The organism is Nostoc sp. ChiQUE01b, assembly GCF_034531255.1.
GTDB lineage: Bacteria > Cyanobacteriota > Cyanobacteriia > Cyanobacteriales > Nostocaceae > Nostoc.
On record NZ_JAVRBM010000002.1, the window covers coordinates 88,961 to 103,335 of the forward strand.

At 40.4% G+C, this 14,375-nt stretch carries 15 protein-coding genes; 11 read left to right on the forward strand and 4 right to left on the reverse strand.

The window, feature by feature from the left end:
• Positions 1-55 precede the first annotated feature (55 nt).
• Positions 56-643 (reverse strand): biotin transporter BioY, encoded by a 588-nt coding sequence (locus RMY63_RS02180; RefSeq protein WP_322727119.1) that lies wholly within the window; start codon positions 641-643, stop codon positions 56-58.
• Between the two features lie 590 nt (positions 644-1,233).
• Between RMY63_RS02180 and pstS the strand changes: the two genes are divergently transcribed.
• The 5 genes from pstS to RMY63_RS02205 all read left to right on the forward strand — a co-directional run bounded on the left by pstS (position 1,234) and on the right by RMY63_RS02205 (position 5,674).
• Positions 1,234-2,415 (forward strand): phosphate ABC transporter substrate-binding protein PstS, encoded by a 1,182-nt coding sequence (gene pstS / locus RMY63_RS02185; protein WP_322727120.1) that lies wholly within the window; start codon positions 1,234-1,236, stop codon positions 2,413-2,415.
• Between the two features lie 141 nt (positions 2,416-2,556).
• Positions 2,557-3,507: a phosphate ABC transporter permease subunit PstC gene (gene pstC, locus RMY63_RS02190; protein WP_322727121.1), complete on the forward strand. Its 951-nt coding sequence runs from the start codon at positions 2,557-2,559 to the stop codon at positions 3,505-3,507.
• 19 nt (positions 3,508-3,526) lie between these two features.
• Positions 3,527-4,408, forward strand: coding sequence for a phosphate ABC transporter permease PstA (gene pstA / locus RMY63_RS02195; protein ID WP_322727122.1), 882 nt, complete (start codon positions 3,527-3,529; stop codon positions 4,406-4,408).
• A gap of 56 nt (positions 4,409-4,464) precedes the next feature.
• Positions 4,465-5,271 carry a phosphate ABC transporter ATP-binding protein PstB gene (gene pstB, locus RMY63_RS02200; RefSeq protein ID WP_322727123.1) on the forward strand — a complete coding sequence of 269 codons (807 nt, stop codon included), beginning with the start codon at positions 4,465-4,467 and terminating at the stop codon, positions 5,269-5,271.
• A gap of 121 nt (positions 5,272-5,392) precedes the next feature.
• Positions 5,393-5,674 (forward strand): hypothetical protein, encoded by a 282-nt coding sequence (locus RMY63_RS02205; protein ID WP_322713351.1) that lies wholly within the window; start codon positions 5,393-5,395, stop codon positions 5,672-5,674.
• Between the two features lie 31 nt (positions 5,675-5,705).
• On the opposite strand, the gene RMY63_RS02210 is transcribed toward RMY63_RS02205, so the two are convergent.
• A complete protein-coding gene (locus RMY63_RS02210; protein ID WP_322727124.1) occupies positions 5,706-6,272 on the reverse strand; it encodes a Uma2 family endonuclease in 567 nt (188 codons plus the stop codon).
• A gap of 315 nt (positions 6,273-6,587) precedes the next feature.
• Here RMY63_RS02210 and RMY63_RS02215 point away from each other — a divergent pair, with 315 nt between their 5' ends.
• The 4 genes from RMY63_RS02215 (at position 6,588) to RMY63_RS02230 (ending at position 10,752) form a co-directional block, all read left to right on the forward strand.
• A complete protein-coding gene (locus RMY63_RS02215) occupies positions 6,588-6,995 on the forward strand; it encodes a type II toxin-antitoxin system RelE/ParE family toxin (protein WP_322727125.1) in 408 nt (135 codons plus the stop codon).
• Positions 6,992-7,696: a helix-turn-helix domain-containing protein gene (locus tag RMY63_RS02220; protein WP_322727126.1), complete on the forward strand. Its 705-nt coding sequence runs from the start codon at positions 6,992-6,994 to the stop codon at positions 7,694-7,696. Before RMY63_RS02215 ends, RMY63_RS02220 begins: the two co-directional genes overlap by 4 nt.
• A gap of 238 nt (positions 7,697-7,934) precedes the next feature.
• Positions 7,935-8,198, forward strand: a complete 264-nt coding sequence (locus tag RMY63_RS02225; protein WP_322727127.1) for a hypothetical protein — start codon at positions 7,935-7,937, stop codon at positions 8,196-8,198.
• Positions 8,199-8,256: 58 nt separating this feature from the next.
• Positions 8,257-10,752 carry a CHAT domain-containing tetratricopeptide repeat protein gene (locus tag RMY63_RS02230; protein ID WP_322727128.1) on the forward strand — a complete coding sequence of 832 codons (2,496 nt, stop codon included), beginning with the start codon at positions 8,257-8,259 and terminating at the stop codon, positions 10,750-10,752.
• Positions 10,753-10,774: 22 nt separating this feature from the next.
• Here RMY63_RS02230 and RMY63_RS02235 read toward each other — a convergent pair whose 3' ends face one another.
• Both RMY63_RS02235 and RMY63_RS02240 read right to left on the reverse strand, forming a co-directional pair.
• Positions 10,775-11,239 (reverse strand): DUF29 domain-containing protein, encoded by a 465-nt coding sequence (locus RMY63_RS02235; RefSeq protein ID WP_322727269.1) that lies wholly within the window; start codon positions 11,237-11,239, stop codon positions 10,775-10,777.
• Positions 11,240-11,411: 172 nt separating this feature from the next.
• Positions 11,412-12,008 carry a glyoxalase-like domain protein gene (locus RMY63_RS02240; RefSeq protein WP_292871918.1) on the reverse strand — a complete coding sequence of 199 codons (597 nt, stop codon included), beginning with the start codon at positions 12,006-12,008 and terminating at the stop codon, positions 11,412-11,414.
• A 196-nt stretch (positions 12,009-12,204) separates the two neighbouring features.
• Between RMY63_RS02240 and RMY63_RS02245 the strand changes: the two genes are divergently transcribed.
• Positions 12,205-12,834: a sigma-70 family RNA polymerase sigma factor gene (locus RMY63_RS02245; RefSeq protein WP_322727129.1), complete on the forward strand. Its 630-nt coding sequence runs from the start codon at positions 12,205-12,207 to the stop codon at positions 12,832-12,834.
• 97 nt (positions 12,835-12,931) lie between these two features.
• A complete protein-coding gene (locus tag RMY63_RS02250; protein ID WP_322727130.1) occupies positions 12,932-14,011 on the forward strand; it encodes a tetratricopeptide repeat protein in 1,080 nt (359 codons plus the stop codon).
• Positions 14,012-14,375 lie beyond the last annotated feature (364 nt).

A 14,375-nucleotide genomic window follows, 5' to 3' on the forward strand; every position in this document is an offset into this window, starting at 1 on the left:
TCATTGGTCATTGGTCATGAGCTTTTGACAAAGGACAAAGGACAAAAACAATGAACTAATAGAACATTAAGTGACGCAATATATATGCTATTACAGTAACTGCACAGACCACAGTTAGTTGACCTGGTAGTGCAAACCACGAGTATCTAAGGATTGCTTGCATCAAGGGGAGATTTTCTGTGCCTTTCCACTGAAAAAGATAGATAATAATCAAATAAGTAATACCGCATAGGTGGAGAGTTAACAAGCCACAGACACAACTAAAGGCAAGAGTTTCTAGTCGGGGTCTCGCTTTAAAGGCAACTAAGCCACAAATCCAAGCTCCGGGAATAAAGCCTAGTAGATAGCCAAACTGAGACAGCTTGACATAACCAATACCGCCGCCATCGGCAAATACTGGTAATAAGGTTAACCCCATGACTAAATAGGCAATTTGTGAGAGCGCACCCGCATTTTTTCCCCCTAAACAACCCACCAACAATACTGCGCCAATTTGAAAAGTGACACCTAAAGAAAAAGTCTGAATTCCGTGCTGACTCCAAGTCCAAGGTAAGGTGATGCCATAAACTTCTAAGAACGTACCACCCATTGTCAGGAGTAAGCCAATCATAGACCATAGTAATTGATTGGAAGCAGCAAACATTTATCAGGCAACCAAAGAAAAGCAAAAGGGAAAACCAACAGCAACTAGTATATTCATTAAATATTGAAATGAAATTTGTGCTTACATCTTAAGAACTAGCATATTTTCTTTTGCCTTTTTGGTATGTAATTTTTCAGTTCTACGAATTGTAGCTGAAGTGTCTCTTATCTGACTTTCTTGGCTGAGGCGTGCTGTGAATTCTGGTGTTTAACCTAAAATATGGTAAAATAGCATTATTTATATTAGTATTTATACTAGTTTTGCAGAGCAGTGCCTAAATTTGGCTACAAAGTGTTGAATGCTTAATCTTAATTAATATTTATATACTTTTTTTATGAATTGACTAACTAAATTACACTATCAATAAAATTTTGTAAATAGATACAAGAAACTTACTGTAGTAATATTTCTATCTTAAACCTAAAGTAAAAGTATAAAATTTATCAATCAAAACTAGAAACAAGGGTTTGCTCTTCATCAAAAAAACAAGTATCTTTATTGCTTTGTTAACCTTTTGTTAATCTCTATTGTTGTCCTTTGGGAGTATCTTAGAAACGCTCACCTGAAAAGTTACTAAAAAATTGATAGCGATGCTCTCACGTCTTAGTGCAACAAAAATTCATCGCCTCACAGGTTCAATTTCAGTGTTAGCACTGACAATCAGCCTAACAGCTTGTGGTGGACAGCAAACACCAGATAATACAGCCACCAAGGATGCGCCTTCTGGCACTGCTACAGATACTACTGCTTCTAGCCCAGCTAAATTAGACCTTGGCGGAACCGTAAAGTTAAGCGGGGCTGGTGCGTCTTTTCCGGCACCACTGTATGATACCTGGTTCACAGATTTAAACAAAAAATATCCCAATCTGCAAGTTGACTATGCATCAGTTGGTAGCGGTTCTGGAGTTGAACAATTTATCAAAGGCACTGTAGACTTTGGTGCCAGCGATGTCGCAATGAAGGATGAAGAAATCCAGAAAGTACCAGCAGATAGAGGTGTTATTTTACTGCCTGTGACTGCTGGTAGCATCGTGTTAGCTTACAACTTGCCTGATGTTCCAGAACTCAAACTCCCACGAGCCGTTTATGCCGATATTCTACTAGGCAAAATCACGTCTTGGGATGATGCCCAAATTGCCAAGGCTAACCCAGGTGCAAAGCTTCCGAAAGAGTCAATCACAGTTGTTTATCGTTCCGATGGTAGCGGAACTACAGGTGTGTTCACAAAACACCTCAGCACTATCAGCCCTGAGTGGAAGAGTAAAGTTGGTGAAGGCAAAACTGTCAACTGGCCTAAGGGAGTAGGTGCTAAAGGTAACGAGGGTGTTACTGCCCAAATCCAACAAACTCAAGGTTCCATTGGTTATGTCGAGTATGGCTATGCCAAACAAAATAGTCTCAACTTTGCTGCTTTGGAAAATAAAGGCGGTAAGTTTGTTGTAGCTAGTGAAGAGTCAGCTTCTAAAACTCTCGAATCAGTACCTCTACCCGCAAATCTCCGCTCCTTTATTTCCGATCCCGAAGGGGCTGATTCCTATCCCATCGTCACTTACACCTGGATTTTGGCTTACAAGAAATATCCCAATGCGGCAAAAGCCAAGGCGATTGAAGCTGCGATCGAATATGCTTTAACTGATGGACAGAAGCAGGCTAGTGCATTAGGATATGTTCCTCTACCGCCAAATGTGATTACAAAGGTGGCTGCTGCTGCTGACCAAATCAGCCCAGAATATAAAATTTCTGTCGCCAGTGGTAGTAGCGCTAGCAAGTAAGCAATCAAACAACCCTATTCAGTAGTAACTTTGAACATGGAGTTACTATTGTATCAGTTTAAATAGATGATGAGGCGACAATTTTACTAATCTGGTTGCCTCCCATATTTTTCTCTGATTTAATTCTGAAAGTCGGTATTCATGACTACAAATTCTCAAAATCTGTCATCAGCGATGAAAAATCGCTCTGACGCCGAAAAATCCTTAGATTTGGGTTTTATTTGGCTGACTAAAATTTTCGCTTTTGGGGTTGCTGGAACTTTATTATGGATTGGGTCGCAGGTTGCAATTGCCTCTTGGCCTGCCATCCAAAAGTTTGGTACTGGCTTTTTAGTCAACACCACTTGGAACCCGGTTAATGACAGCTACGGAGTTCTACCTCAAATCTATGGAACTCTCTTGAGTTCTTTTATTGGTTTGCTGATAGCAGTACCAATTGGGGTTGGTACTGCTATTGTACTGAGCGAGGATTTTTTGCCTGCTAAAGTGAAACTGGTACTGGTTTTTGCAGTAGAACTGCTCGCAGCTATTCCCAGCGTTGTCTATGGCGTGTGGGGTATTTTCGTTTTAGTGCCAATCTTAACCAACTTAGGAAAATGGCTTAATGGTTACTTTGGCTGGCTGCCATTTTTTAGTACTTCTCCTACAGGCCCAGGAATGTTACCGGCGGGAGTCATCTTAGCGATTATGACTTTGCCCATCATCACAGCCTTATCCCGCGATGCCTTGATTTCTGTACCCCCAAGTTTGCGCCAAGCCTCTATAGGACTAGGAGCAACCCGCTGGGAAACTATTTTACAAGTTCTCATTCCAGCAGCCTTTTCGGGTATAGTGAGTGCTGTGATGCTAGGACTTGGGCGGGCAATGGGAGAAACAATGGCTGTAACGATGTTAATCGGCAACTCCAACAACATCAGTCTTTCTCTTTTAGCACCAGCCAATACGATTTCTTCTCTATTGGCAAATCAATTTTCAGAAGCGAGTGGTTTACAAGTTGCGGCTTTAATGTACGCGGCTTTAATTCTATTTTTTTTGACACTGGTAGTCAATATTCTGGCAGAGTTGATCGTTCTGAGAGTCAAGCGAATATAGCTTAGTTTTGGGTTAAATTATGACTTCTAATTTTCCAGAGCGCAGTTTAACTCGCTCCCCCACGTCTCAAAGGACACTGTTTAATACAGTGATGACTGTAGTCGCATTTATCTGCGGAGTATTGGCACTTTTACCTTTGCTAGCAGTGCTTTCTTACGTGATTATTAAAGGCTTTAGCAGTCTGAGTCCGGCTGTGTTTGTGGAATTGCCACCCAAAGCTCTCCAAAAGGGAGGAGGCTTTGGTAATGCAATTTTAGGCACGCTGCTGATGGTAGGAATTGCTGCCTTGATTAGTATCCCCTTTGGAGTTTTAGGGGCGATTTACATCACAGAATTTAGTTCGGCAAAAGTAGCTAGATGGGTGCGTTTTGCAGCTAACGTCCTTAGTGGAGTCCCCTCAATTATTGCTGGGGTATTTGCCTATGGGATTGTAGTTTTAACACTGGTAAAATTGAACTTAGGATCATATTCAGCTCTCGGTGGAGGGTTTGCACTGGCAATTTTGATGTTGCCCATTATTCTGCGAACGACTGATGAAGCATTGCAGTTAGTATCGCAAGATTTGCGACAAGCATCTGTAGGCTTAGGAGCGACTAACTTTCAAACGGTGAGTCAAGTAGTCTTACCAGCAGCTTTACCAGCTATTGTAACCGGAGCAACGCTAGCGATCGCCAGAGCATCTGGAGAAACCGCACCTTTGCTATTTACTGCCCTATTTTCTAATTTTTGGCCAGATGGTTTATTCCAACCAACAGCTTCTCTGGCTGTTTTAGTTTACAAATACGCCATTTCTCCGTTTAAAAATTGGCAATCTCTAGCTTGGGCAGCATCTTTAATTTTGGTATTGATGGTTCTAATCACAAGTATCATCGCTCGCTGGGCAACTCGCAAAAAAGCTTAGTAAACAACCATACACAGTGCAAATCTCATCGCTTAAACTAACACTAGATTTAATTTATGGCTACCAACACTAGGACAGTGAATAACACTGAAACCGTTTTACGCACTGAAAATCTCAACGTTTACTATGGCAAGTTTTTAGCCTTACAAAATATTTGGCTAGATATACCGAAAAATCAGGTGACAGCTTTTATCGGCCCTTCTGGTTGTGGTAAAAGTACATTGTTGCGATGCTATAACCGTCTCAATGACCTGATTGAGTCATTTCGGGCAGAAGGTAAAATACTTTTTTACGATAAAAATTTGTATGCATCCGACATCGACCCTGTAGAAGTGCGTCGGAGAATTGGGATGGTGTTTCAAAGACCAAACCCATTTCCCAAATCAATTTATGACAATATTACTTTTGGAGCCAAAATCAACGGCTATAAGGGTAATTTGGATGAATTGGTAGAAAGCAGTCTCAGAAAAGCAGCTTTGTGGGATGAAGTCAAAGATAAACTACAGCAAAGTGGCTCGTCTTTATCTGGTGGACAACAACAACGGTTATGTATTGCTCGTGCGATCGCAGTACAACCTGAAATTATACTGATGGATGAACCTTGCTCCGCTCTTGACCCCATTTCTACCTTGCGTGTTGAAGAACTGATTCACGAACTTAAAGAGCAATATACTATTGTCATTGTCACCCATAACATGCAGCAAGCAGCGCGTGTTTCTGATAAGACAGCCTTTTTTAATGTTCGGACTTCCGAAACAGGAACCCGTAATGGTTATATGGTAGAGTATGATGCAACAGAAATAATTTTCAACAATCCTCAGCAGGAAGATACCAGAGATTATGTCAGCGGCAAATTTGGATAAATAAATATTTTACATTTTTGATGTTAAAGCAATGAGGGATACTTGAAAATTAAAGTTGTGCGATATTCCTCTATGTTTTTTATTTGAAGGACTTTTTTCCTCCCCAACAAATTTCATCTCCATGCTGTCTGATGTCTATTACTTGGTGCGCTCAAAAACTGACGGGAATTATCTGATAGCTCGTCCTGATGCTGAAACATCGGGCTATTTATTGCTGTTTCAGGAAAACTTTGACGCCCTTAGCTATCTCAACGCCCATGCAGCAGAAGTGGCAAATCGCTTTGCAGTGGAATCTATTGCGCGTACACAGTTAGGAAACTTGCTCAAACGCTGGGGTTTTAGCGGTGTGGGTATTGTGACTGACCCGTTATTGCCCAAAGTCGAGTTTTTACAGCACAGTTAAAATAATTCGTAATTGATAATGACTGCTTTATTTAAGTAAATAATTGTGCGATCGCACAAGTAAAATTAGGCAATATGGGTGAACTCAATTCATCACCATTGAATAAGGTAGCAACTAACTTTAAACTCGCTTGTTCACGTCGATATACTTCCACCTGTTGCTTGCGCCAATCTACAATCCAATATTCTCTGACACCTCGTGATGAGTAGAGCTTAAGTTTTAGTTCTTTGTCCCGCTTTTCATTTTCACTACCAGCAGATAGCACCTCTACAACCAGTTCTGGCGCACCAGTCAAATGCCCTGCCTCGTCTAAAAGTAAAGGTAATCTCTCGTTGCTAGCCCAGACAACATCGGGAATAACATTATCATTATCGCCAAAAATTATTCCTGGAGCAGGTACAACCTGTCCCAAAGAAGTAGCTTGTGACCAAATATGCAATGGAGTAATAATTCTGACACAAGTTTTTTGATGATTCCAGTGAGGCGCTTTAGTCACAAACAATTCTCCGTCAATAATTTCATAGCGATTCCCGTTATCTGGAAACAACTCTAAATCGGCGGTAGTCCAGCGCACTTTCTCAGATATCGGCTGGTTCATAAATCATCTCTGTTAGGGGATTTACCTATTTTAGCTTGAGTGGAAATGGGACATTATAGCGTTTTTCGTTTGTATGCAATACAGTCTAACCTCTCTTTTTTTTTGAATCTTACTCCCTAACGCTAGTAGGGAAGGGTTGGGAGTTAGGTCTGTTGAACTCAACTCAAAAGCGCTATATGGCTTTGTTTAACGCACCATTTTTATAACTCAATGTTTTATTATCTTAGTTGCACTACCGTAATCTATATGATATTCCTTATAAAGAATAATAGAATTGACATTCGTTATAAGGAATACTATACTCTGAGGTAGGAAGTGAATTGGACTTGGGAACTTTATCAAGATGTCAATGGGGAAATCCCCAAAGAATTGCTTGCTTTTTTCATTAGGATGATTCCTGAACAAGAGCAACCAAAAAATCCACCAAAGCCATTACTGAGTCCTTCCGAAACTAGGCGTTTGCAAGTTAACCTTGGCTACCTGTGTAATAAAGGACTCGCATCACTCACTAATGGCATCTTTGAGAAACTCGAAGATGACCTATATGAGTTACGTATGACCAAGAGCGAACATAATCCAAGGTTTATTTTAACGGCTGCAATTCCTCAACGATTTCTTGTGCTGCACGCCTTTATGAAGAAATACGACGATGCTATTAAAGATAGAGACAAAGAGTCTGCAAGAGTGAGATTACGTGAATTGCAGCAGAGGGAAAAGTTATGAAAAAGCCTAATTTTCAAGCTTGGTTACAGCAAAAGGTAAGCGACGAACCAGAGGTGATTCTGGCCGGAAAGTTAGAGTATCTGCGCTTATATCTTACCGATGCTATGCGGGAAATACGTAATAAAGCAGGATTGACTCAGGCACAGCTAGCCCAAAAACTGGGAGTAAAGCAAGCGGCTGTGTCCAAGTTGGAGTCGGCTTTAAAGGAACATGAGTTGGAATCGGTGTTGCACTATTTACATACCTTGGGTGCAGATTTGCTGGTGGCCGTCAAACAAGGGGATGACTTATATCAAGCTAGTGATAACGAAGGTGTTTTGCTGGTAGATGTACCAGATGTAGTTTTCCAAAAAGCATTGGCGGCAAACATGAGCGTCCGGGAATATGTGCGTGTCGCCGTTGAGAAGTTTTCTGGCGAGGATGATGGACTGAAAACAGCTTTGGTAAAACTGCTCGAAAGTGACGATTCAGTAGCTGTGAAAGTAAGAGCGCGTTTAGGTTTAAGGACAATCCAAGAAGTTGCTGTAGAGTTGGAAAAATGTTTGAATTTATCCGAAGAAGATAAGATTTTTGCTGTGAAAAATGTTTTGGCTGCTAATGTAGTATGTGGAGAAAGTAATCGTGGAAGTAGTGATGAAGTTGATGAAATTGAGTTGTTGGATTTAGCTGAAGAATTGCTAGAAAAGTTGGCAGATATTTAGGATGACACAGACAACAGTCTACCTTGGTGCTACATCTCTAGTCTAAAGATATAGCTTTTCCTAATCAAATGAGGTACACTATAGCCCCCTCCTCGCTTGCGGGGAGGGGGTTGGGGGTGGGGTTCTTATACCTCACTCAACTGATAACCGCTATATAGAGTTTTCTACTTATCACTTAGACTCATTAAATAATTTTAAAATTTCAGCGACCTACTCCAGATTTGAGGTATATCATTATTTGCAAGCCAAAGAAATTAAAAAACAATTAAGATTACTCATAGAGGAAGCATCTGTCATAGGCCCTGGTTTAACGAAAAGGTTAGAAGAGATCAATCGCTGGGTGAAAGATGTCAAACCGGGTTCGCTGACTGCTAAAAGATTTGTCATCCTGTTTTTGCAACAAATGCTCCAAGATGCTGAAGCTTGGCTGAGACTTAAATCATTACCATCTGAAGAAGAGCAGCAATCAGCTTTAACAGTGCTGAATCCAACTTTAAAATAGAGCTTTAGCTATTAGTAATTTCAGCAATATTATTCAAGAATTCACTCCTGTTAGTAGAGTGATAAGTAATGAAATTGCTATTGTTGGCTATGAAACAGCACTCATAGTTTTTACCAAAATATCATTTCCCAAAAAATGGGCTGAGACTAATGATGATTTAGGTAATGCCTATTGTAATCGTATTGGTGGTGATTGGGTACAGAATTTAGAAAAAGCTATTGCAGCTTTTAAATCAGCCTTGCAAGTCTATATTCGTGAGGATTATCCAGAAGATTGGGCTAGAACCCAAAATAATTTAGCAACCGCTTACTCTGATTGGATAGGTGGTAATAGAGAAGAAAATTTGGAACTAGCACTCTTGTGCTGTAATAACGCTTTACAGATTTATGCTCGAGACTTATACCCACAAGATTGGGCAATGGTTCTAAATAATTTAGGTGCTGTATATCGTATACGGATGCAAGAAGATGAGGTAGAAAATTTAAAGACAGCAATCAATTGCTACAAAGCTGCTTTAGAAGAATATACTTATGAACGCTTTCCAGAAGATTGGGCTGGACTCCAAAACAATCTTGGCAATGCCTACCGTGAACTTTATGAAGGGAATCGGGCAGAAAATTTAGAGCAAGCGCTTGATTACTTTAACGCTGCGCTGAAGTTTTATAGCCGTGAAACTTTGGCACAAGACTGGGCAATGGTTCAAAATAACTTGGCTCTTACTTACTACGACCAAGGACAAATTGAGCTAGCTATTGTTTGTTTCCGCTTATCTTTAGAAATTTGCACACCCACTACCTTGCCTACAGATTGTCTCCAATATGGAGGTAATTTCGGAGATAAAGCTCTTGAGTTAGGACGTTGGACAGAAGCAATTGAGGGATACGACTTTGCTATTAAAGCAGTAGAGCAGATTCGTGCTTGGAGCTGTTCTGAAATTCGTCGTCAACAAATTTTACAGGGAACTATTGAAGTTTATGAAAAGATAGTGCAAGCCTGCATCAATGCTGGACAAATAGAAAAAGCTTTTGAATACTCCGAGCGATCGCGTTCTAAACGCCTGGTAGACTTAATGGCAAGCTACAACCTCTCTCAAGGCGAAGAAATCCCCCCAAAAGTCCAAAAATTATTGCAGCAGTATGAAGAACTGCAACGACAAATTGACCAAGAACGCCAAAGCCATAAATCTGAAAATAATCGCAGTGATACACGCGCTGCTTGGGAAGCTTATAATGAAGCGATCGCATCTTTAGAAACCCAAAAACAACAAGTTTGGGAAAATCTCAGACGTGAAGATCCCGTATTAGCTGGCGAAATTCAAGTTAACCCCCTCAGCTTATCGAAAATTCAAAAGCTAATTGACCAACCCAATACAGCTATCCTCAGTTTCTACACTACCAACAGCGACACTCATATTTTTGTTGGGCAGCAAAACCAAATTACTCTCCACACCTGCACAGGACAAGGGTTAGATACGTTACAAGCCTGGATTAACCAGAATTGGTTATTGCCTTATATGAATGATTCCCAAAAATGGGAAACTCAAATTAATAGTATTCTCCGCGAATTAGCTGAACGCCTGCAAATATCTGAACTCATTTACCAACATCTTGAAGGAATAGAAGAGTTAATCTTAGTACCTCATCTGTTACTACATCAGATTCCCTTCGCTGCTTTGCCTACAGGAGAATATCAGGAATATTTAGGAGATAAATTTATCATTCGTTATACCCCAAGCTGCCAAATTTTAGAATTTTGTCAACAACGTGATATTGTAGGAACATTTAATGAAATATCTCTACAATATGGAACTGTGGAAGATGCCGAAGATAACCTTCCCTGTGCCAGATTTGAAGGCGAACAACTCGCCAAAATGTACAACATTCCACCAGAAAACAGATTAATTGGCAGCAGTCAAGCTACCTCTAACAAGTATCGACAGTTAGCACAACAAGTTCAAGTACTTCATTCCTGCCACCATGCCCAATCTCGCCTCGATAATCCCTTAGAATCACAGTTAAAATTAGCTGATGGTAGCATCACCTTGGGGCAATTGATGACACCAAGCTGGCGTTTACCTCAACTTGTAGAAGTATTTCTGTCTTGCTGTGAAACTAATTTGGGTACTCCTTCCCTAACTGACGATATTCTTACTCTCTCCACAGGCTTTTTGTGTGCTGGTGCTAGAAGCGTTGTTAGTACTTTGTGGTCAGTCAATGATTTAGCCACAGCATTATTTTCTATTTTTTACTACCAGCAGCGACAAGAAGGTAAAAACCGCCCTGAAGCATTACATAAAGCCCAAATTCAGCTACGAGAATTTACAAAATTAGACCTAAATAAAATATTTCAGGAAGTAGAAGCAAGGGAAAAACAACTGATAAGAAATAGAAAAAAATATCCTTCAGATTCTATCGAATATCAACAATGGAAGCTTGAATATAATATGTATACTAAATTGAACAGACAAATTAAAAAAATCGAAAACTCTACTCAGCAATTTCCATTTTCAGATCCTCATTACTGGGCTGCTTTTATTTGTCACGGTTTACGGTGAGAAAATGATAGTATTGGGGCAATTACTCGCCTTGTTCATAAAGCTGATTAACATTTGGTAAGAATTTCGGATTCAAAGTTTGGTCTAAAGTGTAGGGACAGATTTCTGGAAAAACATTTTCACCCAACTCAGTTTCTCGAATCGCTAAAGCCAAACCTAGTTCATAAACACTGAAGAAAATTTCATTGAGATAGGGTTTCAAACTAGGGCTATCTTGCAGAAGCAGCTTAATTTGAACACGTTGCTCTCGAATTGTACCCAACCAGCTATTGCTACGTTTTTCAGCTTGAAATTGCCATTTTAGTAGATGTCCTAGCAATACTCCCAGCCGATTTCGCAATTCTTGCCGTTCTCTTCTGCCCAAAGTTTCAATTTCTTCAATCAGGTTAACTGTATCTAATTGTTCCCACTGTTGAGTTTTGAGCAAGCTAACCTGCTTTTGCGTCCAATCATAGAAATCTGTTTCATATAGGTGAGATGTGTACATTTTTTCCACTTTATTTACACCTATTTACTTACCTACCCCTGCGGTAACGCTTGCACCAAAATCCAAAATCCAAAATCTAAAATCCAAAATCTAAAAATAAATATTGGGTTTAGCGATGCCTACGGTAGCAAACTACGCCAAACCCAACCTCAAATAATCTAAAATCTCAGAACTAATTCGCTACCTCAGCCACCTCAATAACTCGCCCTTCATAGTCCTTGACCAAAAAGTTCAGGGGTTTGTGGTTACGAATCTTTAATTTCAAACCGCGCATTTCGACTCGCATTAAAATCATTTCTAGGCAGTCGTGGTCAAAACAAACGTGACGTTGCTGATTTTTGCTACCTAAACTCGCACCTGTAATAACGTGTAGCTGAGTGTTTTTCTTCAGTTGATACCACAGCCCATCGTTGGCATTATTCATCATTTTACTAGACAAGCTCGGCCCAGTAGACATATATAAAGGATCGATGCCAGTTGCGCCTATAGTTTGTTCGTAGTTGTAGTAGTAGTGCAATGGTACCTCGGCTGCTGGCAAATCTAGCAGCCCTTCGTACAACTGTCGGGCAATCTCTAAATCTGACACCATTACAGTGTGTACTTTTGGGGCACTGGTGAGAAACATCCACATAGCACCAGCGTAAGCTGCTAGCAGCATCACCATAATGCCTTGGGTGGAGAACAGACTATCTAGGGGCAGGGAAGGCAGAAAGGAGCCTAAAGTAAGGGGACTGAGCAGGAACGATATCACACTAACTTCTATAACCATGAACAAATAAGGATTCTTTAAGAGAGTTGATTTTATGATTGTCGATTAAGACTAAAATTAAGTCCTTGTTTCTAGTTTATCAATATTCAAGTAGTCTGAGTTTCATCTACAAACTGAGCAACACCAAGATATTATGCGATTAACTAGGGGATTGCAATTCCCAAAACTATTTTAACAACTATCAACTCCAAGACTTGTGCAAATTCCTCATTTTCCCGAAGCTAATCACCCGCTGGTGAAGTCGCTGTTCCATCACAGTGACCATGAACTACTGACTCTGTTTCAGCGCTATCCAGATGCTGGAAAGTACTTTACAGTGATTTTTTGTCGCTATAGCCCCATAGTCTACACCTTAATTCGGCATTCGGCGCGATCGCCTGTACAAGCAGATTATCTATTTGCCCTCACCTGGCGACATATTTATTACGAACTCGGTGGACTAAAGTTAACTGACTCTGAATCAGGTGAGGAAGCTTTGACCATGCAGAATTGGTTAATTAATATGACAGCTTTCTGTATAAATGAGATTAAACTACCACCTACAGAAGCAATTCATTATTCTCTGCAAGCGACTTCGCCGCCGCTATGGTGCTATGTAGAACAGGCGTTAGACCAACTACCGCCAGTTTTACGATTAATTGTGTTAATGGCTCAAACTTTCCACTGGAGCGAAACTAGAATCGCTGCTTATCTACAAGCTGAAGGAGAAGCGATCGCTCCTAATGAAGTAGCCAATTTTCTCCAAGAAGGCTATCGTATGCTAGAGGACAAATTGCCCACAGATATCCGCACCATATACTTTGGGGAAGATTTAGCTCAATCATAACTTAAGTAAAAATGCGTATACTAATTGTCTTCAATTTAAACCTTAAAACTTCTTCTTAGACCTTCTACTTAAACCCGCAACTTTACGGGTAATTTTTATGAAACAACGGCTTGTATCTCCCTGGCAAAAGGTAGGCTTAATTTGTGTAGGTGCGATTTCTTGTCCCCAGGTACTTTTACACAGTTTTTTACTGTTTGCTTTTTTGCTGAGTCCTGTAGCGGGTGCGGTTGATATTTCCGAACAACTCCATCGCCCTTTAAATAATTCCGTTGGGCGACAATCAAGAGATGAAGCAGACGGTTGGCTGCGTATTGGTCAACAAGAATACGCTTCAGGACATGCCGACAAAACAATTGCGTCTTGTTTGCGGGCATTAGAACTATATCATTCTATTGGCGACCTGAAAGCACAAGGTCTGACGTACAATTTGCTTGCTAAGGCTTATGTGCAGCTTGGTAATTCAAAAGAGGCAGAAGATGCTTTCAGAAGAGGATTAGCGATCGCTCGTGATACTAAAGACTTGCAATCTCAGATTTTTGTGCTAAATAATATCGGTACATATCTGCTGCAACAAGGCGAATCTGCTGCTGCTGGTAAAACAGTCGAAGATGCACTTTTCATTGCTCACGGTGTTAAAAATATTGAAGGTGAAGGACTGTCTTTGAGTAATTTAGGTTTAGTAAGTGCCCGATTGGGAGATTATAACAAGGCGATTAAACTGTACGAAAATGCTTTAATTTTCCGCCGTCAGACGGGCGATGCCATCGGTGAAGCAAATACTTTGAATAATTTAGGAGATGCTTATTTAGCATCTGGAAATTATCAAGATACCATCGCTACTTATGGTGAAGCAATGCAGACAGCTAAAACTAATCGCGATCGCACTAATCAATTACGAGCAATTGATGGTTTAGTTACGGCTCACACTGCTGTCGGACGTTACGAACGCGCCTTTGACTTACTAGAGCAACGTTTAGCACTCGCTAAAGAATTACAAAATTTACGCGAAGAATTAAAATCTTTTGAATCTTATGCTCAGTTATATAAGCAACAAGGTAATTACCTAACTGCCCGCAATTTTTACGAAAGGGCAATTATACTGGCGCGGACATTGCAAGACAGCAAGCAAGAAGTGCAATTGCTGGATCAGCTAACTAAAATGCTTCAGCGAAAATAGCAGTCACCCAATTTACGATGTTTGGATTTACGATAGCGAAGCGTTAGCGAGTCCGCGTACTCTGTAAGAGTTGCAAGCTACGCGCAGCGTCTCGTAGAGAGCGTATGCGTGGATTAACCTCTCCTTATAAAGAAGAGGCTTAAATATTGAAAATTTGGGAATTTTCTTCCCGACTAAAGTCGGGGGCTTGAAACCTTTTTTTAGAATCTAGATTTCAATTGAATCCAAAATCCACGCATCGAAAATCTAAAATTGTCTCGGTCAATTTAACCTTAAAAGGGCGGTTGGAAACCGCGTCTACACAGGCAAAACCTATAAAAGCTTGATTTTCTCTTACCCCTACTGGGTGTAGCTCTTATTTGTG

Bases quoted from the DNA above. Each gene is read 5' to 3' on its own strand.
- RMY63_RS02180 (WP_322727119.1), bottom strand. From the start codon at position 643: ATGTTTGCTGCTTCCAATCAATTACTATGGTCTATGATTGGCTTACTC.
- pstS (WP_322727120.1), top strand. From the start codon at position 1,234: ATGCTCTCACGTCTTAGTGCAACAAAAATTCATCGCCTCACAGGTTCA.
- pstC (WP_322727121.1), top strand. From the start codon at position 2,557: ATGACTACAAATTCTCAAAATCTGTCATCAGCGATGAAAAATCGCTCT.
- pstA (WP_322727122.1), top strand. From the start codon at position 3,527: ATGACTTCTAATTTTCCAGAGCGCAGTTTAACTCGCTCCCCCACGTCT.
- pstB (WP_322727123.1), top strand. From the start codon at position 4,465: ATGGCTACCAACACTAGGACAGTGAATAACACTGAAACCGTTTTACGC.
- RMY63_RS02205 (WP_322713351.1), top strand. From the start codon at position 5,393: ATGCTGTCTGATGTCTATTACTTGGTGCGCTCAAAAACTGACGGGAAT.
- RMY63_RS02210 (WP_322727124.1), bottom strand. From the start codon at position 6,272: ATGAACCAGCCGATATCTGAGAAAGTGCGCTGGACTACCGCCGATTTA.
- RMY63_RS02220 (WP_322727126.1), top strand. From the start codon at position 6,992: ATGAAAAAGCCTAATTTTCAAGCTTGGTTACAGCAAAAGGTAAGCGAC.
- RMY63_RS02235 (WP_322727269.1), bottom strand. From the start codon at position 11,239: ATGTACACATCTCACCTATATGAAACAGATTTCTATGATTGGACGCAA.
- RMY63_RS02240 (WP_292871918.1), bottom strand. From the start codon at position 12,008: ATGGTTATAGAAGTTAGTGTGATATCGTTCCTGCTCAGTCCCCTTACT.
- RMY63_RS02250 (WP_322727130.1), top strand. From the start codon at position 12,932: ATGAAACAACGGCTTGTATCTCCCTGGCAAAAGGTAGGCTTAATTTGT.